The organism is Cohnella cellulosilytica, assembly GCF_042431195.1.
Classification (GTDB): domain Bacteria; phylum Bacillota; class Bacilli; order Paenibacillales; family Paenibacillaceae; genus Cohnella; species Cohnella cellulosilytica.
The window spans coordinates 118,078-138,107 of record NZ_JBHMDN010000028.1 but is presented as its reverse complement, the minus strand read 5'-3'; the positions used below and the strand labels follow the sequence as shown (position 1 = coordinate 138,107).

Genomic DNA, 20,030 nt, shown 5'->3' with positions numbered 1-20,030 from the left:
TAAAGGGTAATGAAGATAAAAGGACCAGGACGGGGATACGGGGGAAGGTGTCAAGATGATGGACTATAGCAATCGAGTGGAAACTTTGAGGGCGGTCGAAGTGCACTGTTACTCTTTATGCATCCATATTTTGGTCGAAGAGGCGCTGGCTTGGAACGCATGCCGCTTGACGTTGATCGATCTGTTTCAGGACAAGCGATTCGGAAGCTTGGACGAGTCGGAACAAAATCGGCTGGTTCGCATGAAAGCGATCGCAAGGTCGATGGAACTGGCTGCGAGCAGAACGGAAATGAACAAGGGGGAAAAACGAGGCATAGGCTCTGTCACCCTGGGGAGATAGAGCCCGGTTAAATGCAGCGATAAGGCTAATCAATCGGAATTGGCATCCTGAGGAGAGTTGCCGTCATTCGTTTGCGGCGTTCTCTGCGGTCGGGGCGGACGCGGAACTTTCGGCCGAAAACGCGAAGACAAGTAATTATGCTTGCGGTCCCGGAAGAAAATCCAACCCCCGATAAAGCCGATGCCGATCAGAAAAAGGATCGCTCCGCCGATAAACATCCCCCAAGCGAAGTCCGGGGAGCTATTGTTAATATCGCCAATTTTTGCGAAGTAGTCGTATACTGCGTCTTTCATAAGCAAAAAGCCATAGGCGGCCGCAATACCGGGGATAACCAGCATCATTATAGCGATTAGCCGCTGAATAAGCAGTTTCATAGGATGATGAAGTCCTCCTCCTTCCCATCTCCTAATCATACCTACTTTCTAGGGATTTGTCCATGAATGCGTAACCAATCCCTCTTTCCCTCGTCTTTGCGACTATCCCACGTGTTTGTCGCTATTCCGCGTATTTGTCGCTATCCCCGTGACTCAGGCCGATTACCGCTTAAATTTTATTTTTTTGGCTCCCCATTCCTCTCTGTCCTCTATACTCCCGTACTCTTGGATTCCTGTAATCCTGAATTCTCCTGAATTCCTGTACTCTCTTCAATTCCTGTACTTTCCTGAATTTCTCTACTCCTCATATTTAACTCCATTTGCGGGTATCCCCGTGGCTCAGGAAGTGGCTATCCGGCATATAAATTATGATAAATATCACCTATATAAGTATAAAATACGCAAGGAATAGGGTGGGCTGTTTTTTGATGCTAAGCTATCCCCGCCGCTCAGTTCACATGCAAACCTCGTAGCAGCCAGGGTTTCACGTTAGGAAGCCTAGTCTCTTCGGTTAGAATTTGACGCAATAACCTCCGCCTATGCACCAGGACAAAGAAGTTACCCTGTTTGTTGAGATGGATTTCTTGCGGAACGAAGCAATCGGCTCGAACGGCCGTTGGCCGTGGGTTTCGTAAGCTCGGGATAAGTAATCGCGGGAGAGTGAAGACAATCGGCAAGCAATTGGATGTATAGGGTGGAACGACTGCGATTGTAGTAATAACAAAATTGATTAAGGTAAGCTTGCAGATGTTTGGGACCTATGCCCAGAAATACTCTGGCGATCCACCATGTTACGTCGTAACCCATCCAGGCCAGCTTTTTGTTCATGTCGCGTCCATACCTTCGGGTAACGATCGTATTTTTCACGTCGGCAGGGTTTACATGTTCGCGAATAAAAGGGGCCGTATCCGGGCAATCGTATTTGTCTTTTAACGGAGCTTTCGATTGAAGTTTAATAACGATGGGACTCAAAACGCCGTTATTCGAATCGGAGGCGCCGACGAGCAGCGGTTGCTCTTGTTGATGCCAGTCGAAGGAGGGAGTCAGGCGTTTGCAATAAATCGTGTCCGAAACGCGGACAATTCCCGAAAGCAATCGGTTGGATTCCCTTAGAGACATCGCTCGGCGGATTTTATGGCAGATAAGCCAGGCGGTTTTGTAGGTGACGTTGATGGCTTCGGAAAGTTGGCGGGCATTGATGCAACGCGGTTGTGCATGCAAATAGATTGCCTGGAACCAGCGGTGAAGAGGAGTTCGGCTTCTTTCCATGATGGTGCCGGCGATTAAAGAAGTTTGAGTATGGCAGGCCCGGCATTCGTACAGCGGAATTCGGCGGGTAGGAATGAGATAAAACTGCCGGTGATCGCAATGCGGGCAGCGAAAACCGTCGGGCCATTTCAACTCGAATAGAGGGGAGAAGCAATCCGCTTCCTCCTTATAGATGGAGCAAAACTTTTGGAATTTTTCCGCAGCTTCTTTCAGACTCAAAAAAATCTCCTCCCTACCCCAGCGAACTTATGTTCTCTTTTTATTATACCAAACATTTGTTCTTATTTAAATGATTTTTGAATATGAATTGATAATAATTTTTGCGAGAGCGTGGAATGTCGTCGGATGACTCCCGAAATGAGGATGCACAGGCGTTTGACGCTTTCTTTCTGAGTTGCGGGGATACCGGCAAAGCCTGTAGGAAAACAGCAACAAGGCGAGACCATTTGGCGAAATGTGGAAAAAAGGAGGTGCGGGAGGGGGAAACTGATTGAAGGGGATGGTTGAGTGGAAAATTTTGGAATATAGAAGAGGAAAAAAGGGGCGTCTGAGCAAAAGGGATAGCGGAAAAGAGAGGAGGCAGTGGGGAGGTGCAAAGATAAGCTGACGGAAGGGGATAGCGGCAAAAAGAGGGGCGGAGGAGGGTATGCACTAAGACTAACTGACGGAAGGGGATACCGGAAAATAGGAAGGAAAACGAGAGGCGAGGGCGAAAAACGGAGCAAACTGATCGGAGGGGATACCCGCGAATGCGCCGAAAAGGCCGCGGAGGCCGACCGGGTCCTTTGTTCCGTCCGCGAAAAAAAGGTACAATGGGAACGTGAGCTTACATACGGAGGGGAAACTATGCCAATCGAAGTCGATGTCGCCATCTTGGGCGGAGGGCCGGGAGGCTATACGGCTGCGGTGAAGGCGGCGCAAGCCGGACTTAGCGTCGTCGTGATCGAAAAGGACAAGCTGGGAGGGACTTGCCTGCATAGAGGCTGCATTCCTAGCAAGTCTTTGCTGAGAAGCGCGGAAGTATACGCGACAATCGGAGAAGCCGCATCCTATGGAATTCAAATAGCGGAAGGGACCGCTTCGGTGGATTGGGGAGCGGTGCTGAAGCGGAAAGACCATATCGTAGAGCAGCTTCACAAAGGGCTGCAGGCGCTGATGAAGCAGCACAAAATCGAGGTCGTTAACGGGAGCGGCCGCATTATCGGCCCGTCGATTTTTTCGCCGAAAAGCGGTGCGATCGCGGTTGAGCTGGCGGATGGGGAAGCGGAGACGATCGTGCCCAAAAACGTCGTGATTGCAACGGGGTCCCGGCCTCGCAAGCTCGAAGGGCTGGATTACGACGGAGAACGGATCGCGACAAGCGATGAAGCGCTGGCCTGGACGAGCCGTCCGTCTTCGATCCTGATCGTCGGAGGAGGCGTTATAGGAGTCGAGTGGGCGTCGATGCTCAGCGACTTCGGAACGAAGGTGACGATCGTCGAGGCGGCGGAACGGCTGCTCCCGACCGAGGACAAGGACATCGGCTCCGAAATCGCGAAGGCGCTGAAGAAGAGGGGCGTTACGATTCACACGGGTGCCTCGATTCAAGCGGAAAGCTGCCGTATGTCGGAGCAGGGGATCGAAATTCAGGCCGCGACGGCAAGCGGCGAAGCGGTCGCACTCGGCGCCGAGAGGATGCTCGTATCCGTCGGCAGAATCGGCAATGTCGAGACGCTCGGATTGGAGAACACCGATGTCAAGGCGGAGAAAGGCTTTATTAAAGTGAACTCCCAAACGCTGCAGACGGGAGAATCCCATATTTACGCGATCGGAGACTGCATCGGAGGCGTTCAACTGGCGCACGCGGCTATGCACGAGGCGGCGACGGCGATCGAGCATCTGACCGGGAACAAGCCGTCCAGGGCGGCCGATCGCGACGTTCCGCGTTGTATCTATTCCCGCCCGGAGGCGGCCGCGATCGGCTGGACGGAGGAGAACGCAAAAGCGGAAGGCTTCCAGGTGCGGACGGCCAAGCTGCCGTTGCGAATTTTAGGCAAAGCGCTGGTGTACGGGGAGAGCGACGGCTTTGCGAAAGTGGTCGCGGACTCGGCGACGGGGGATCTGCTGGGCGTTCACCTGGTCGGAGCGCATGCGACGGAGCTGATTGCCGAAGCTTCGCTCGCGAAGCTGCTGGATGCGATTCCGTGGGAGATCGGGAGAACGATTCACCCTCATCCGACGCTGTCGGAGGCGATGCAGGAAACGATGCTCGCGCTGGAAGGCAGCGCGGGACATGCCTGATCGCGAGCGATACCAGAAGGCTCAACCCGAAGGATGACGCATCCTTTCGGCGCCGAACAACTATCCGTTACGGAAAATTGTTCGGCGCAGCGGGTTGGGCGTTTCTTTTTGCTTGCGAGGGGAGTATAATAAGAATTAACTCCAAGTATTAAGACCAGGTTATAAAACTAAACCAAAGCAGGAGGACGCGCCCATGATGCATACTGGTTCCGTCCAGCGAACGCTTCGTCACGCCGAGCTTGGCCTCACGGACGAACGCGTAGTCGACATGTACAAGATGATGATGCTAGCCCGCCGTTTCGACGAACGCGGGCAATTGCTGCAACGCGCCGGCAAAGTCAATTTTCATATCTCCGGAATTACTCAAGAACCGTCGCAGGTCGCGATGGGGTTCGCGATGGATCTGGAACACGATTGGTTTCTTCCTTATTATCGGGATTACGGCTTCGTGCTCTCGGTCGGGATGACGGTCAAGGATCTGATGCTGTCGCTGTATGCCAAGGCAGAGGATCCGAATAGCGCAGGCCGCCAGATGCCCGGACACTTTGGGTCCAAGCGGCTTCGCATCGTGACGGGCTCCAGCCCGGTGACGACGCAGGTGCCTCACGCGGCCGGGTTGGCTCTGGCCGCCAAGATGCGGGGAGAGCCGTCCGTGGCGGTCGTCACGTTCGGGGACGGTTCAAGCAATCAAGGCGATTTTCATGAGGGCTGCAATTTCGCCGGAGTTCATCAGCTTCCGGTTATTTTCGTGTGCGAGAACAATCAATACGCCATCTCGATGCCTCTGGCGAAGCAGACGAGGGGGCGGATTTGCGACCGGGCGCTGGGTTACGGATTTCCCGGCGTGCGGGTAGACGGCAACGATACGTTGGAAGTGTACCGGGTGTTCAAGGAGGCGCGCGAACGCGCGGTCGCGGGCGAAGGGCCGACCCTGATCGAGATTATGACGTACCGGGTGACGGCGCACTCGACCTCGGACAACGATCTGGCCTATCGGACCAAGGACGAGGTGGACCTGCACAAGGGCAAGGACGGGCTGCCGGTGTTCAAGCAATATCTGGTCGACGCCGGTTTATGGTCGGAGGAGAAGGAAGCGGCGCTGCAGGCCGAGATCCGCGCAACGATCGACGAAGCGAACGAATATGCGGAGAAAGCGCCGTTCCAACCGACGGAGGATGCTTTCCGTTACGTATACGCAGAGGATAACGGGGAGGGCTACTGATGCCGGTAATCGAATATATCGAAGCGATCAGGCTTGCGATGAAGGAAGAGATGGAGCGGGATAACGACGTTTTCGTCATGGGCGAGGACGTCGGGCTCAAAGGCGGGGTGTTCGGCACGACGAGGGGGCTGCAGCAGCAATTCGGAGAGCTCAGAGCTCTGGATGCCCCGCTCGCGGAATCCGCGATCGCCGGCGTCGCAATCGGAGCGGCGATGGCCGGAATGAAGCCGGTCGCCGAAATGCAGTATTCCGATTTTATGTTTCCCGCGACCAATCAAATCATTTCCGAGGCGGCCAAAATCCGCTACCGTTCGAACAACGACTGGGATTGTCCGATCGTGATCCGCGCGCCGATCGGCGGAGGCGTATTCGGGGGGCTGTACCACTCCCAGTGTCCGGAGTCGGTGTTTTTCGGAACGCCCGGCCTCAAGATCGTCACCCCCGCTACGGCGTACGACGCGAAAGGATTGCTCAAGGCGGCCATTCGCGATCCGGACCCGGTCATTTTCTTCGAAAACAAAAAATGCTACCGGCTGATCTCCGACGAAGTGCCGGAGCATGACTATATCGTTCCGATCGGCAAGGCCAAGGTGATGCGCGAAGGAACCGATCTGACGGTTATCGGCTACAGCATGCCGCTTCATTTCGCGATGCAGGCCGCGGAGGAGCTGTCCCGGGAAAACGGGATCGAAGCCCACATTCTCGACTTGCGGACGATCCAGCCGCTGGACCGCGAAGGCATTCTGGAAGCGGCGGCCAAGACGGGCAAAGTGCTGATCGTGCACGAAGACAATAAGACGGGCGGGGTAGGCGCCGAGGTAGGGGCTCTGATTTCGGAGGAGCTGCTCTACGACCTGGATGCCCCGATCCGCCGTTTGTGCGGCCCGGATGTGCCGGCCATGCCGATCAACCCTCCTGGCGAGAAGCACTTCCTGCTGAACAAGGACAAGCTGAAGGCCGCGATGCTGGAGCTTGCGCGCTATTAAGCCGGTCACCGGATTTGAGAGGGGAATGGTATCAAATGGCTAAAAAGATTGTAGAAGTAATAATGCCCCAGCTCGCGGAATCTCTCGTCTCCGCGACTGTCGACCGCTGGCTTAAGCAGCCGGGCGACATGCTGGACATGTATGAGCCGATCTGCGAACTGATTACCGATAAAGTCAATGCCGAGCTCCCTTCCACTGTAAAAGGAAAGCTCGTTAAGCACCTCATCGGCGCGGGAGAAACGGTGGACGTCGGTGCGGCGATCTGTCTCGTCGAAGTGGAAGCCGATGCCGAGGTTCCGGCCGAGCAGCAAGACGGCGGCGCTTCGGCAACGTCGTCAAACGCGGCAATGGCAACGGCAGCGGCGCCGGGAACGACGTCGACCTCAAGGCCCGCGGCTGCCGCTTTGCCTGCGGCAGGGTTCGACGCCGCGGCTCCGATGCGCCATCGCTATTCCCCGGCCGTTCAGCGGCTGGCAGCCGAGCATGGCATCGATCTGAATCAGGTGAGCGGGACCGGAGAGGGCGGACGCATTACCCGCAAGGACGTGCTGGAGGCGGCATCCGGCAGCGCCGCCACGGGAGCGGCTCAGGCCGCTGCTCCAGTCTCAATGACGGTGCCGATCACGCCGATGGACCCGAAAATTCCGGTGCGTTCCTCGGGAATTCACCTGTCTCAGTCGCCGCGGATTCCTTCGGTCGAGGTGGAGGGGCAGGAGCTGCCCGGCCGCGGCGAATATTTTATCGACGTGACGCCCGTCCGCAACACGATCGCGACCCGAATGCGCCAAAGCGTCAGCGAAATTCCGCACGGCTGGATGATGATCGAGGTCGACGTGACGAATCTCGTCGTGCTTCGCAACAAGCTTAAAGACGAATTCCGCAAGCGCGAAGGCATCAATTTGACCTATATGCCGTTCATGATCAAAGCGGTCGTCAACGCGATCAAAGACTATCCGATCATGAATTCGGTATGGGCCGTGGACAAAATTATCGTGAAGCGCGATATTAACATCTCGCTGTCCGTCGGTACGGAGGATTCGGTCGTGACGCCGGTCATCCGCAACGCGGATCAGAAGAACATTTCCGGGCTCGTGCACGAGATCGACGATCTTGCCCGGCGCACGCGCGACAAGAAGCTTAAGCTGGACGATATTCAAGGCGGTACGTTTACGGTCAACAATACGGGATCGTTCGGATCGATATTGACCCAGCCGATCATCAACTACCCGCAGGCCGCGATCATTACGTTCGAATCGATCGTGAAGCGTCCGGTCGTCATCAACGACATGATCGGCGTTCGCTCGATGGTGAATTTGTGCCTGTCGCTCGACCATCGGATTTTGGACGGCGTCATCTGCGGACGTTTCCTCCAGCGGGTTAAGGAAAATCTGGAGGGTTACAATCTGGAGACGAAAGTATACTAGGAACGGCTGCCCGGCACCCTGCGCATCAGCGCGGCGTGCCGGGTTTTCTTGACCGGTCAGATGAGCTACAATAAGGTAGATGTTGTTCGAGCAGGAGGTTTCGCAGCATGAAAGAACTTAATGTCGAATGGTTGTCCCGATTGAAGTATGGAGAGGCCTGGGAGCTGCAGAAGCGGCTCGTCCGAGAGATTGACCGCCAGGAGCGCGGCGATTCCTTGCTGCTGCTCGAGCACTCGCCGACGTATACGCTCGGCACGGATCGACATCCCGAGCATCTGCTGTACGGGACGGAGGAGCTTGCGCGGCGCGGAATCGAAGTGTTCGAGATCGATCGCGGGGGAGATATTACGTATCACGGGCCCGGGCAATTGGTCGGCTATCCGCTGCTTTATTTGGACGCCGCGGGGCTCGACCTGCACCGATACTTAAGAAACCTGGAAGAAGCGATTATCCGACTGTTGGCCGAATTCGGCATACAAGGCGGAAGGAAGCCGGAGTATACCGGCGTCTGGGTCGGCGACCGGAAGATCGCCGCGATTGGCGTCAAGTTCAACAAGGCCCGTACGCGGCGAGGTTTCGTCACGAGCCACGGCTTCGCTTTTAACGTGAAGAGGAACGTGGAAGAAGACGGCTTTCGGGGCATCGTGCCGTGCGGCATCGCGGAATACGGCGTAACGTCTCTGGAGACGTTAACCGGGACCGAGCTGCAGCTGGAAGAGATCGGAAGACGAATCGTTCCCCGTTTCGCCGAAGTGTTCGGTTACGCGCCTGTTACTGCAGCAGGGATATTCCCATGAGCAAAGTCGTAGCGACCAAGGCGAATAGAGTGACGTAAACGACGATCTTAAACCAGCGTCTGTTCATAAGCGACTTCACATCCTTTCAGTTGGGGCATGTCCATAATCTTATTGTAACGAATACGACTCCGGGAGGAAAGATCATGGTTCAGAAGGATAGAATAGTGGCCGAGTTTATGGAATTGGTGCGCATCGACAGCGAGACGAGACACGAAGCGGAAATCAGCAAGGTGCTCAAGGAAAAATTCGAAGCGCTCGGACTGGAAGTGTCGGAGGACGACGTGGCCGAGCAGATCGGTCACGGAGCGGGAAACCTGTTCGCGTGGCTTCCGGCGTCGGCCGGTCGGGAGACCGTTCCGGCCATTCTGTTCACTTCCCATATGGATACCGTCTCTCCGGGCAAAGGAATTGCTCCCCGCCTGGATGCGGACGGCTATATTCGCAGCGACGGGACGACGATTCTGGGCGCGGACGATAAGGCGGGGCTGGCGGCGATGTTCGAGGCTCTGCGAGTGATTCGGGAGCTGCAGCTGCCGCACGGGGGCATCCAGTTCGTCATTACGACGGGCGAGGAGTCCGGCTTGATCGGATCCCGGGCGATGGACGGCTCGCGGCTGAAAGCCAAATTCGGGTACGCGCTCGATTCCAACGGCGAGATCGGAGCGATTGCGGTATCCGCCCCGACGAATTCGCGCCAATACATTACGATCCGGGGGAAAGCCGCGCATGCGGGCGTTAACCCGGAAGACGGCATCAGCGCCATCCAGGTGGCTTCCAAAGCGGTGTCGCGCATGAAGCTGGGGCGGATCGACAGCGAGACGACGGCCAATATCGGCCGCTTCGAGGGCGGCGGCGAAGTGAATATCGTCGTCGACACGATCAAGATTTACGCGGAGGCTCGCAGCCAGGTGCAGGAGAAAATGGACGCGCAGGTCGAATCGATGCGCCAGGCGGTCGCCAGCGCCGTCGAAGAGTGCGGAGCCGGATTCGATTTCGAGACGGTGACGATCTATCCGGCGTACGCCCACGACGACAGCACGGAAGTCGTCCAGGTCGCGCAAGCGGCGATCAAGGCGATCGGGCTGACGCCGCGCTCGTTCTCCTCCGGAGGCGGGAGCGACGCGAACATGTTTAACGGCAACGGCGTGCCGACCGTTAATCTGGCCGTCGGCTACGAGCACATCCACACGACGAAGGAACAGATCAAAGCGGACGATCTCGCGAAGGCGGCCGAGCTTGTCCTGGCCATCGCGAGCGAGACGCTGAAGCGGTAAGCGCCGCGCAAAAGGGGCAGCGCCTCGGCCTTGCGGCCGCGGGCGCTGCCCTCGTTATTCCGCTCCGCGCGGGGAACCCGGCTTAACGGCTTCGCGGAGGCGCTTGTCTTCCCGCGAGCAGCGCGGCAAGCGGCGTGCCTTCTCCGCGTTGATTCTTCTCCTGGCGAAGCGCATGGCGGATTTCCCAAGCTTTGCCGACGTATTGCAGGCTGTGCGGCGTTACGTATTTTTTCAACATGGGCAGGGCCTCCTCGTATCGGCTGCTCGGCCCGTTCCCGAGGGACGGGCTTCCTATACGTTGAAGGTATGCTCGCGGACACGAGATTAGACTGGGGGAAACGTACAATGAGCGAAAAAAATGAAATCGCCTCTCATCCGTTCTACGAACGGACTTTGGAGACGAAGCCGATTTTCGAGGGCAGAATGATATCCTTGCAAGTGGACACGGTGAGCCTGCCGAACGGGGGAACGGCGACGAGGGAAATCGTGCGGCATCCGGGAGCGGTAGCGGTATTGGCGCTGCTGGACGGCAAGATGCTCGTCGTCGAGCAGTTCCGCAAGCCGCTGGAGAAAGTCCAGGTCGAGATTCCGGCCGGCAAGCTGGATGCGGGAGAGGAGCCCGAAGCGGCCGCGCTTCGCGAGCTGGAGGAGGAGACCGGATATCGGGCGAAAACGATTCGTCACCTCCACTCGTTCTCCACCTCACCCGGTTTTGCCGAGGAGATCGTGCATCTCTATGTGACGGAAGAGCTTGAATCGGGTCAGGTAAACCTGGACGAGGAAGAGTTTCTGACGTGCGAAGCGATTACGCTGGAGCAGGCGCAGGCGTATATTCGGGAAGGACGGATTTGCGACGCCAAGACGCTGCTGGCCGTCTATGCTTGGCGCATGCACGTTCTGACGGGGGCGTTCTGACCGATGGGCGACTCGAAAGCCCCGTCCGACGATCGGCTGTCTCCGTATTTCGCCGACCTGCACGTGCATATCGGCAGATCCCAGGACGGACAACCCGTGAAAATCAGCGGCAGCCGGAACCTGACCTTCCGGCAGATCGCGAAGGAAGCGTCCGAGCGCAAGGGCATCGAGCTCGTCGGCATTATCGACTGCCACTCCCCCGCCGTGCAGAAGGATATTCTCGATTGCCTGCATTCGGGAGAGATGGAGGAGGTGCCCGGCGGGGGCATCCGTTATCGGAATACGACGCTGCTGCTCGGCGCCGAGATGGAGGTCAAGGAAGAGGGGGGCGGGCCGTTTCATCTGCTCGGTTTCTTGCCGTCCTTGCAGGCGATGCAGGAGTGGACGGCCTGGATGACTCCGCGGGTCGCCAACATTCGTCTAAGCACGCAGCGCATTCGCGTAACGGCCAGGGAGCTGCAGGCCGAACTGGTCGCGCGGGGAGGGCTGCTCATTCCGGCCCATATTTTCACGCCGCACAGAGGCTTGCTCGGCTGCTCCGCGGACCGTCTGGCGGACAGGCTCGATCCGGACGGCATCGCGGCGGTGGAGCTCGGACTCAGCGCGGACTCCGATATGGCCGGAACATTGTCCGAGCTCGACCGGTATGCCTTCCTGACCAACTCCGACGCGCATTCCCCCGGAATGATCGGACGGGAGTGCAACGAGCTGTTGCTGTCGACTCCCTCGTTCGAAGAATTCGCCAAGGCGCTCAAGGGCGAGCAGGGCCGGCGCATTTTGGCCAACTACGGGCTGCATCCGGAGCTCGGCAAATATCACGAAACGTCATGCGCCGCCTGCCGTCGCACCGTTCCCGAGACGGAGGAGGAGGTCGCCGTCTGCCCTTATTGCGGCAGCTCGCGGCTTACCCGCGGGGTGTCCGGACGCATTCGCCGCCTGGCGGATCGGGAACGCCCGCTGCAGCCCGAGGGCCGGCCTCCTTACCGGCCGCAGGTGCCGCTGTCCTTCTTTCCCGGCGTCGGCCCGGCCAAGCGGGAGAAGCTGCTCACCGAGGTCGGAACGGAGATGGACATCCTTCACCGGCTCCCTGCGGAAGCGATCGCTTCCGCAGCGGGAGAGAAGATCGCCGAATTGATCGTCCGGGCGAGGGAAGACAAGCTGTCTTTTACGTCCGGCAGCGGCGGCAGCTACGGGAGCATCCGCCAATCATAAACCGGACTTGTCCATCATACAATGAGGCACGGGATGCGTCGCAGATGATGGACAAGGAGGCTGGCCGTCGTGAATTTTCGCTTATGGAATTTGTCGGCTCGCGACAATTTGAATTTATATGTGTTTTTGGGCGTGCTGGTGCTGGTCGGAGCGATCTTCGGAGCGATGCTCGTCCACGCGCTGACGCTGGACCAGCAGCAGGAGCTGGCCGACTCGATCGGCGTCTACTTGGCCAAAGTCGACAAACCCGGCGAGGCGTCGCCCGCCTCGGCGTTCCGGGACAGCTTTCTGTTTTACGGAAAATGGCTGCTGCTGATCTGGTTTCTGGGGCTGTCGGTCATCGGTTTGCCTTTTGTGTTTGTGCTTGATTTTCTGAAAGGCGTCCTGATCGGATTCGCGGCCGCCGTGCTGGCGCAGCAGTTTGCCTGGAACGGGGTGCTGTTTTTCCTGCTCGCGACGGGGCCGCGCAACGCCCTGGTCGTGCCCGCGCTGATGATCGCCAGCTTGTCGGCCGCAAGATTCGCTTATTTCGTCGTGCGGGAGCGGTTATTCCGCCGCAAGGGCCGATTGCTGCCGCCGTTCCTGGCCCATACGGCCGTCGCCGCGGCGATGCTGCTCGTGCTGTGCGTCGCTTCGCTGTACGAGGCTTTCGTATCGCCGAATGTGCTGGACCGAATCGCTCCTTCCGTCTCCGCCCAGGAATTTTCGGCTTTTTCTTCTAAAATGTGATGTGAAGTTTGACTAAATGAATAGGCTCATCCTATAATGAAGGGAAGTGCACCAGCTACCGGAGGGGAAACCATGGAAGCCCGCATCGAAAAAATTAAACAGCAGTTGCAGTCCCAGGGCTATAAGCTGACTCCGCAGCGGGAAGCGACAGTTAGGGTGCTTCTCGAGAATGAAGAGGATCATCTCAGCGCGGAGGACGTGTTTATGCTCGTCAAGGATAAAGCGCCCGAGATCGGTCTGGCGACCGTCTATCGGACGTTAGAGCTCCTGAGCGAGATGCATGTCGTGGAAAAAATAAATTTTGGCGACGGCGTAGCCCGCTACGATCTTCGAACGGACAGCAACAAGCACCACCACCACCATCTCATTTGCGTGAAATGCGGATCTATGTCGGAAATTATGGAAGACTGGCTGGGACCGCTGGAGGAACGACTGGAGAAGGAATACCGTTTCAACGTGCTGGACCACCGATTGGACTTCCAGGGCATCTGCGCCAAGTGTCAAGCAAGCGAATCCGGCGGAGAATAACGACAACAACGGAGAGGCCTCCCTTTGTACAGAAGGAGGCCTCTTTTTCCGTTAATATAGAGCGGTTGGAACGGCAGCAGCTTTAGAGGAGCTTTTGAATATGGGCCTCTATGCGCTCGGGAGTAACGGTCGGGGAGAAACGCTTGACGACTTTGCCGTTGCGGTCGACCAGAAACTTGGTGAAGTTCCACTTGATGTTCTTGAACCCGAGGAAACCCGGAGCCGCTTTCGTCAACTGGCGGTACAGAGGGTGAATGCCGTTTCCCTTCACGTCGATCTTGGCGTATAAAGGGAAGGTAACTCCATGGTTGATCTGGCAATGCTCGGCCAGGGCTTCGCCCTCGAGAGGCTCCTGGTTGGCGAACTGGTTGCTGGGAAAACCGAGGACGGCAAGTCCTTGATCGGCGTAAGCTTCATGAAGCTTCTGCAAGCCGCCGAATTGCGGAGCGAACCCGCATTTGCTGGCCGTGTTGACGATCAGCATGACCTTGCCTTGATGCTCGGACAGCGTCGTTTCTTCTCCTCTTCCGGTTGTTACGGGAATGTCGTATAAAGACATGGCAGAAACCTCCTGGGAATGGCGTCCATTTTATATTGTTATAAATTAAATTGTATACAACTCATTTTAAAAGTCAATGCTTTGACAGGCAAAATCGCAAATGCTATAGTTAGATCGATTTAATTGCATACAATCAATTGCAACGTCTCCGCGGCGGAAAGGAGAAGAGGATGGACAACGAGTCGGCGCTTAAACTGGACAATCAGCTTTGCTTCGCCGTATATGCCTGCGCCAGGGAAATCACGAAGCTGTATCACCCGCTGCTTAAGCAACTGGGGCTTACTTATACGCAGTACATTACGCTTCTCGCGCTGTGGGAAGAGAGGCGGGCGACGGTCAAACGATTGGGCCAGCGGTTGTACCTCGATTCCGGCACGTTGACCCCTCTTCTGAAGAAGCTGGAGCAAATGGGATGGATCACAAGGACGAGAGACCCGCAGGACGAACGCAGCGTGATCGTCGAACTGACGGAGATGGGCGAACGTTTGGAGGAGAAGGCGCGGGAAATCCCCGAGCAGCTGTTCTGCCAGGCCGGGATCGCCCCGGAAGAAGCGAACAGGCTGCGGGGGCAAATCGCGGACATGCTCCGCAGGGTGCAAGGAATGGCGTCTTCGCGAACCGACGCAAACTACGAACAGGGAGGAAACGAACGATGAGCGTTTATGAATTCACGAGCCGCAAAGCAAACGGAGAATCCGTGCCCTTGCGGCAGTACGAAAACAAGGTGCTGCTGATCGTCAATACCGCCAGCGAATGTGGATTTACGCCGCAGTACGCCGACCTGCAAAGCCTGTACGAGGCTTACAAGGACAAAGGGCTTGTCGTACTCGGATTTCCTTGCAATCAATTCGGGGGACAGGAGCCCGGCACTTCAAGCGAAGTCGAGGCGTTCTGCAGCGTGAATTACGGAGTAACCTTCCCTATCATGGAGAAGCTGGACGTGAACGGACCGGACGCCGACCCGCTGTTCGATTATTTGAAATCCGCAACGGACGGCGAGATCAAATGGAACTTCACCAAATTCCTGATCGATCGCGCCGGCAATCCGGTCAAGCTGTACGATTCCTCGGTGAAGCCGCTGGACATCGCTCCGGATATCGACAAGCTGTTGGCGTAATCCCCAAAAAGGCGAGCCTCTTCCGTTGGCGACGGAAGGAGGCTCGCCTTTTCATTAACGGGGGTTTAACGGCCGAACACGGTATCCGCCCACTGGCGAACAGCCAGCGAAGGGGCGATGCCGTATTCTTCGTCAAGCATCGCACAGAGCTTGTCGTACTTGAGCTTGGCCATCTCCAAATCCCCGTTATCGGCGTAAAACTGCATCGCCATAAAGTAAACCTCTTCGGAGAAAGGAAACCTCGTCTCGATCAAATCGTAAACCTCGAGCGTTTCCTTGCGGCAGCCGGCCGCTTTCCACATTTCGCTTAACGCGAGCGCGTGCTTGTACCAGATGTCGCGCAGTCTTTTCCGCTCGTTCTCCGCCCACACGTAATCGGTCTCCGACAAATAATCCCCTTCGTAGCTTTGAAGCCAGGCAAGATGCTCCGCCGCCGTCTCGGGAGAAAGCTCGGGGAGAGACAGGCGTCCCTGTTCCCATTCTTGCACGTCGTAGCGGTTGTTGCCCAAATCCAGATAATAGTCGCTTCCGCTGTTGGTGAGCCGAATGGTCAGCCCGGCGGCTTCGAGCGATTTGCGGATTTGATAGACGGTCGTATACAGCTGCGTAAAAGCTTTCTTATACTCCGTATCCGGCCACAGCAGGTCCAGCAAAATATCTTTGCGAACCGGTTGATTCCGTTTGTACACCATATAGGCGAACAGCTCCTGTGCCCGCACGGTGCGCCAGGAGAACGGCTCGGCCTTTCCGTATTCGATGTTTAATCTTCGGAAGCAGCCGACCGTAGCGACGGAGGGCGCGCTCTCGCGGGGGCGGGAGGACGTTCGCTGCTTCAGTCGTTCCAACGTATGGGCAAGTCTGTCGGCGTTGATCGGCTTGAGCACGTAATCCAGCGCGGCAAGCTCGAACGCCTTGATCGCGTATTCGTGATAGGCGGTAACGAATACGATTTCAATCTCTTCGTTAATCTTGTGAATGCGCTCGGCGGCTTCCAGTCCGGAAATCTCGGGCATGTCGATATCGAGGAAGGCGACATCCGGGCTCAGCTCTCCGATTCGCTGCAGGGCGTCTGCCGCGTTCTGGAACTTTCCCGCGATTTCGATGCCGCCTATTTTCTCCAATTGCCGTTCCAAATCCCTCAGCGCCAGTCCTTCATCGTCTACAAGAATTGCTTTCATAGGGCATGGTTAACTCCTTGATTGGAATGCGAATGCGAGGCCGGTGAGTCGTCGGCAGGCATTAACCGGCCTAACTTTATATATCGGCATTTGGGCGCGTAATAATAAGTCGGTTCAGCGAGTTGCCGGCTCGATTTGCAGAAGTCCGGAGCCGACGGCTCTCTTGCCTCCCGGAATCGCGAGCGCGGCTTTCTTCAGCCTGCGGGCGACTTCGGTGGCGCTGAGCTTGGGGCGCACGCCCCTGAGCAGGGCCGCGGCTCCCGTTACGTGCGGGGCGGACATCGAAGTGCCCGACTCCCTGCGGTACGTGCCGCCCGGCCAAGTGGACAGAATGCTGACGCCCGGAGCGGCGATGTCGATTCCGCGTCCGCGGCTGGAGAAGCTGGCCGGCCGGTTGGCTCGCGTCGTGGCGGCCACCGCGATCGTCTCCGGATAACGGGCGGGCGCGTCGATCTGCGGAAGCGCGGTGCCGCTGTTGCCCGCCGAAGCGACGATAACCGCTCCGCGGCGCCTCGCTTGCCGGATCGCGTTTCTGAGCAGCGCGCTGTCCGCCGAAAGGCCGAAGCTCATGTTCAAAATGCGTATGCCTCTGGACAAGCACCAATCGATGCCTTCGACGATGTCGGAAATAAAACCGGAGCCGTTCTCGTCCAGCACCTTGACGGCATAGAGCTCGACTTTGGGCGCGACCCCGTAAATCCTTTTGCGTCCCGTTGCGGCGGCGATTCCGGCGACATGGGTCCCGTGACCGTTATCGTCGGCGTAAGATTTGCCCGTGATCGTATTCACGCCTCCGGCGATGGCCAGATCGGGATGACGGGCGATGCCGGTGTCGAGAATCGCGATTTTAATCGCTGCCCCGAAGTTTGCGGCCGGCCAGGCCGGAGGAGCCTTGACCCGGTTGACGTTCCAGGTGATGCGGCTTTTGACGACGGCGGACAAGCCCGGCAGGGCAACGCGTCCCAACCCGTGCGCCTTAACTTTGCGATCCCGTTCCACGAGAGCGATGCGCGGATGGCTGCTCAGCTGCTTCCAGCCGGCGCTTTTGTCGCCGTGGCAGCAGATCATCCGCATGGAGTCGACTTGCTTGAGCGGCCGGATGCCCTCCGCCGAAAGCTGCTTAAGGCAGGCGCGGTAATCCTGCGCCCTGCGAAACACGATGTTCCTCCGTTCCGCGCGGGATGCCGGCCGCTTCCGCTTCAACGCGGCGCAGAGCTGTTTAGCCAATAGGTTCATCCAATGACCTCCTGAGCGGATCAAATCCGTACCTTGACCGTATTCTGTAGTAGGGTATGGGAGATTCGCATGCGGGGTGCATGGGGCGGCGCGCACATATTTTCGGAAGCCGGGGAGACCGTAAGGGAGATGAAGGACATTGAGAGCGGGAGGAACGAGCATGATTGTCGGATTGCCCCAAGAAATTAAGAAGCAGGAATACCGCGTCGCGCTTACACCGGCCGGATGCGAGATGATCGTAAGGCAGGGCCACAGCGTCGTCGTGCAGCGGCAAGCGGGCGAAGGGAGCGGATTCGCGGACGAAGAATATGCTGCGGCCGGCGCGCGGCTGGCGGAGACCGCGGAGGACGTATGGGCGAGCGCGGATTTGATCGTGAAGGTGAAGGAGCCGCTGCCGGAAGAGTTCGCGTTATTTCGCGAAAACCAAACGCTGTTCGCTTATTTGCATCTGGCCGCCGCTCCGGATTTGGCCCGGGCGCTCGCGGACCGGAAGGTAACCGCGATCGCTTACGAGACGATCCAGGCGCCGAATGGCAGCCTTCCTCTGCTGACGCCGATGAGCGAGGTGGCCGGCCGAATGTCGGTCCAGGAGGGCGCGAAATATTTGGAGGCGTTCCAGGGCGGGAGAGGCGTGCTGCTTGGCGGCGTGCCGGGTGTTCCCCCGGCGGAGGTCATCATTATCGGCGGAGGCATCGTCGGAACGAACGCGGCCAAGATGGCGCTCGGCCTCGGGGCGGAGGTCGTCGTGCTTGAGAAAAGCGCGGACCGGATGCGCTATCTCGACGACGTATTTCAAGGACGGCTGCGCACGCTTACGAGCAACCCCTACAACATCGCCAATGCCGTCCGCAAAGCGGACCTGCTGATCGGAGCGGTGCTTGTTCCGGGCGCCCGGGCGCCGCGCCTGGTCACCGAAGAAATGGTGCGGACGATGAAAAAAGGCGCCGTCATCGTCGACGTGGCCGTCGACCAAGGCGGTTCTGTCGAGACGATCGACCGCGCGACGACGCACGAGCACCCGACTTACGAAAAGCACGGCGTCGTTCATTACGCGGTCGCCAATATGCCCGGGGCGGTGCCGCGAACTTCGACGCTCGCGCTTACGAACGTTACGATCGATTACATTTTGCAGCTGGCGCGTCTGGGGTTCGAGGATACGGTGAAAAACAATCCGATGCTCGCGCTCGGCGTGAACGCGTACCGCGGCGCGATAACCCATCCCCAGGTGGCCGAGGCCGTAGGATTGCCGTATACGAAGCTGGAAAGCTTGTGGCGGCAGGTATGAACGTCTCTCCTTTTTCATACGGTTGAGTAGGGGCATGGACAAGGGGAGATGAGGGGATGAAAGGTCCGTTGGAGAGATGGTGGGAGCGATTGCAGTTTACGCTCCTCTTTCTGGCGCTCGCCGTCGTCGTTCACGGCTTGTTCGGATGGTTTCACGGCTGGCTCGATCCGAACGATCCGTATAAAGTTCCGGAAGGAAGAGCGTTTAAGGTATTCAAGACAGGGGAAGGAAGCGATCCGGACGTGTCGCCCGGCGATCGTCTTCGGTTGTTTTTTTGGATGGGGGAATAGCGGTTTCGGGAGGAAAAGAGCGGCCGCGCGTTGAAGTAATGGAGGTGGGAATAACGACGGATAGGCGCATGGGGCAAGAGAAAGGAATTCGTCATGGACTTAAAAGACCTGCTGCAAGCTTATCTCGCATATTTGAAGGAGGACAGGGGCGTCGCTCCCGTCACGGAGCAAAGCTATTTGAGCGATTTGTCCGACTTCCTGGGTTTTCTGGACAAGCAGCGCGTCGGGACGGCGGCGGATTTGAGAGCGCGCCATCTGACCGCTTATTTGAACGAGCTGCGGGCGCAGGGCAGAGCCTCGTCGACGATTGCCCGCCGCGTCGCCGCGCTTCGTTCTTTCTGCAAGTTTCTCGTGCTCCGGCGTTACGTCGACGCCGATCCGGCGATTCAATTGGAGACGCCCAGAGCGGAGCCCAAAACGCCCAAGACGATCCGGACCGGAGAGCTGGACGAGCTGCTGGAGCTGCCCGACGTCGGGCAGGCGGCGGGAATCCGGGACAGGGCCATGCTGGAGCTGTTATACGCGACCGGCCTTCGCGTGTCTGAGCTGGCGTCTTTGGATGCGGATCACGTTAGACTGGACATGGGATTTTTGCTATGCTTAGGTTCGGACGGCCGCGAAAGAATGGTGCCCGTGGGCGCCAGCGGAAACCATTGGGTATCGAAATACGTAGAGGAAGTTAGGCCCAAGCTTCTTCGTCCGGAGAAGCGGGAGACCGCGTTGTTTCTTAACCGGCAAGGCTCGCGGCTGACCCGTCAAGGGATTTGGAAAATCCTGAAGGGCTATGCCGACCGGTTGGGCATGGATGCGACTCCGCAAGCGCTCCGCCGCTCGTTCGCCTCGCACTTGCTGGAGAACGGCGCCGATCTGCGCGCGGTACAGGAAATGCTCGGCGTTACCAGCGCGGCTTCGCTGCAGCCTTACTTATCGGCCGCTAAGCCGAGATTGACGGAAGTATACGAACGCAGTCACCCCCGCTCCGGGAGGAAGCCCGGTACATAAAAAGCGACATTGC

At 57.8% G+C, this 20,030-nt stretch carries 23 protein-coding genes; 16 read left to right on the top strand and 7 right to left on the bottom strand.

The window, feature by feature from the left end:
* Positions 1–55: 55 nt before the first annotated feature.
* The gene (locus ACFFT4_RS20375) at positions 56–340 is read left to right on the top strand and encodes a hypothetical protein (protein ID WP_378050655.1); all 285 of its coding nucleotides are present in this window, start codon (positions 56–58) and stop codon (positions 338–340) included.
* Positions 341–369: 29 nt separating this feature from the next.
* Here the strand turns inward: ACFFT4_RS20375 and ACFFT4_RS20370 are convergent, their stop codons facing one another.
* Positions 370–714, bottom strand: coding sequence for a DUF2627 family protein (locus ACFFT4_RS20370; protein WP_378050654.1), 345 nt, complete (start codon positions 712–714; stop codon positions 370–372).
* Positions 715–1,272: 558 nt separating this feature from the next.
* A complete protein-coding gene (locus ACFFT4_RS20365) occupies positions 1,273–2,202 on the bottom strand; it encodes a transposase (RefSeq protein WP_378050653.1) in 930 nt (309 codons plus the stop codon).
* Positions 2,203–2,829: 627 nt separating this feature from the next.
* Between ACFFT4_RS20365 and lpdA the strand changes: the two genes are divergently transcribed.
* The 5 genes from lpdA (at position 2,830) to lipB (ending at position 8,692) form a co-directional block, all read left to right on the top strand.
* A complete protein-coding gene (gene lpdA, locus ACFFT4_RS20360) occupies positions 2,830–4,263 on the top strand; it encodes a dihydrolipoyl dehydrogenase (protein WP_378050652.1) in 1,434 nt (477 codons plus the stop codon).
* A gap of 193 nt (positions 4,264–4,456) precedes the next feature.
* Entirely contained in the window at positions 4,457–5,485 is a 1,029-nt protein-coding gene (locus tag ACFFT4_RS20355) for a thiamine pyrophosphate-dependent dehydrogenase E1 component subunit alpha (protein WP_378050651.1), read from the top strand.
* The gene (locus ACFFT4_RS20350; protein WP_378050650.1) at positions 5,485–6,471 is read left to right on the top strand and encodes an alpha-ketoacid dehydrogenase subunit beta; all 987 of its coding nucleotides are present in this window, start codon (positions 5,485–5,487) and stop codon (positions 6,469–6,471) included. Before ACFFT4_RS20355 ends, ACFFT4_RS20350 begins: the two co-directional genes overlap by 1 nt.
* Positions 6,472–6,506: 35 nt before the next feature.
* Positions 6,507–7,895, top strand: coding sequence for a dihydrolipoamide acetyltransferase family protein (locus tag ACFFT4_RS20345; RefSeq protein ID WP_378050649.1), 1,389 nt, complete (start codon positions 6,507–6,509; stop codon positions 7,893–7,895).
* 107 nt (positions 7,896–8,002) lie between these two features.
* Positions 8,003–8,692, top strand: coding sequence for a lipoyl(octanoyl) transferase LipB (gene lipB, locus ACFFT4_RS20340; RefSeq protein ID WP_378050648.1), 690 nt, complete (start codon positions 8,003–8,005; stop codon positions 8,690–8,692).
* Here the strand turns inward: lipB and prli42 are convergent.
* On the bottom strand, positions 8,667–8,759 hold the full coding sequence (gene prli42 / locus ACFFT4_RS20335; protein ID WP_378050647.1) for a stressosome-associated protein Prli42: 93 nt from the start codon (positions 8,757–8,759) through the stop codon (positions 8,667–8,669). The genes lipB and prli42 overlap by 26 nt on opposite strands.
* 76 nt (positions 8,760–8,835) lie before the next feature.
* On the opposite strand from prli42, the gene ACFFT4_RS20330 reads away from it, so the two are divergent.
* Positions 8,836–9,966, top strand: coding sequence for a M20/M25/M40 family metallo-hydrolase (locus ACFFT4_RS20330; protein WP_378050646.1), 1,131 nt, complete (start codon positions 8,836–8,838; stop codon positions 9,964–9,966).
* A gap of 82 nt (positions 9,967–10,048) precedes the next feature.
* Here ACFFT4_RS20330 and mciZ read toward each other — a convergent pair whose 3' ends face one another.
* On the bottom strand, positions 10,049–10,204 hold the full coding sequence (gene mciZ / locus ACFFT4_RS20325) for a Z-ring formation inhibitor MciZ (protein WP_378050645.1): 156 nt from the start codon (positions 10,202–10,204) through the stop codon (positions 10,049–10,051).
* A gap of 107 nt (positions 10,205–10,311) precedes the next feature.
* Between mciZ and ACFFT4_RS20320 the strand changes: the two genes are divergently transcribed.
* From ACFFT4_RS20320 to fur, 4 genes are all read left to right on the top strand, one after another.
* Positions 10,312–10,881: an NUDIX domain-containing protein gene (locus ACFFT4_RS20320; protein WP_378050644.1), complete on the top strand. Its 570-nt coding sequence runs from the start codon at positions 10,312–10,314 to the stop codon at positions 10,879–10,881.
* A gap of 3 nt (positions 10,882–10,884) precedes the next feature.
* A complete protein-coding gene (locus ACFFT4_RS20315) occupies positions 10,885–12,093 on the top strand; it encodes an endonuclease Q family protein (RefSeq protein WP_378050643.1) in 1,209 nt (402 codons plus the stop codon).
* A gap of 69 nt (positions 12,094–12,162) precedes the next feature.
* Positions 12,163–12,822, top strand: a complete 660-nt coding sequence (spoIIM, locus tag ACFFT4_RS20310; RefSeq protein WP_378050642.1) for a stage II sporulation protein M — start codon at positions 12,163–12,165, stop codon at positions 12,820–12,822.
* 72 nt (positions 12,823–12,894) lie between these two features.
* The gene (gene fur, locus ACFFT4_RS20305; RefSeq protein ID WP_378050641.1) at positions 12,895–13,350 is read left to right on the top strand and encodes a ferric iron uptake transcriptional regulator; all 456 of its coding nucleotides are present in this window, start codon (positions 12,895–12,897) and stop codon (positions 13,348–13,350) included.
* An 82-nt stretch (positions 13,351–13,432) separates the two neighbouring features.
* On the opposite strand, the gene ACFFT4_RS20300 is transcribed toward fur, so the two are convergent.
* Positions 13,433–13,909, bottom strand: a complete 477-nt coding sequence (locus ACFFT4_RS20300; RefSeq protein WP_378050640.1) for a glutathione peroxidase — start codon at positions 13,907–13,909, stop codon at positions 13,433–13,435.
* Positions 13,910–14,079: 170 nt separating this feature from the next.
* Between ACFFT4_RS20300 and ACFFT4_RS20295 the strand changes: the two genes are divergently transcribed.
* Both ACFFT4_RS20295 and ACFFT4_RS20290 read left to right on the top strand, forming a co-directional pair.
* Positions 14,080–14,565, top strand: a complete 486-nt coding sequence (locus ACFFT4_RS20295; protein WP_378050639.1) for a MarR family winged helix-turn-helix transcriptional regulator — start codon at positions 14,080–14,082, stop codon at positions 14,563–14,565.
* Complete coding sequence (locus ACFFT4_RS20290; protein WP_378050638.1) at positions 14,562–15,026, top strand: glutathione peroxidase; 465 nt, start codon at positions 14,562–14,564, stop codon at positions 15,024–15,026. The genes ACFFT4_RS20295 and ACFFT4_RS20290 overlap by 4 nt, the downstream gene beginning before the upstream one ends.
* A gap of 65 nt (positions 15,027–15,091) precedes the next feature.
* On the opposite strand, the gene ACFFT4_RS20285 is transcribed toward ACFFT4_RS20290, so the two are convergent.
* Both ACFFT4_RS20285 and ACFFT4_RS20280 read right to left on the bottom strand, forming a co-directional pair.
* Positions 15,092–16,204: a response regulator gene (locus tag ACFFT4_RS20285; protein WP_378050637.1), complete on the bottom strand. Its 1,113-nt coding sequence runs from the start codon at positions 16,202–16,204 to the stop codon at positions 15,092–15,094.
* A gap of 114 nt (positions 16,205–16,318) precedes the next feature.
* Positions 16,319–17,440 carry a S8 family peptidase gene (locus ACFFT4_RS20280; protein ID WP_378050636.1) on the bottom strand — a complete coding sequence of 374 codons (1,122 nt, stop codon included), beginning with the start codon at positions 17,438–17,440 and terminating at the stop codon, positions 16,319–16,321.
* A gap of 160 nt (positions 17,441–17,600) precedes the next feature.
* On the opposite strand from ACFFT4_RS20280, the gene ald reads away from it, so the two are divergent.
* The 3 genes from ald (at position 17,601) to ACFFT4_RS20265 (ending at position 20,017) form a co-directional block, all read left to right on the top strand.
* Positions 17,601–18,725 carry an alanine dehydrogenase gene (gene ald, locus ACFFT4_RS20275; protein WP_378050635.1) on the top strand — a complete coding sequence of 375 codons (1,125 nt, stop codon included), beginning with the start codon at positions 17,601–17,603 and terminating at the stop codon, positions 18,723–18,725.
* 56 nt (positions 18,726–18,781) lie between these two features.
* Positions 18,782–19,015 (top strand): DUF4227 family protein, encoded by a 234-nt coding sequence (locus tag ACFFT4_RS20270; RefSeq protein ID WP_378050634.1) that lies wholly within the window; start codon positions 18,782–18,784, stop codon positions 19,013–19,015.
* 93 nt (positions 19,016–19,108) lie between these two features.
* On the top strand, positions 19,109–20,017 hold the full coding sequence (locus ACFFT4_RS20265) for a tyrosine recombinase (protein ID WP_378050633.1): 909 nt from the start codon (positions 19,109–19,111) through the stop codon (positions 20,015–20,017).
* Positions 20,018–20,030 lie beyond the last annotated feature (13 nt).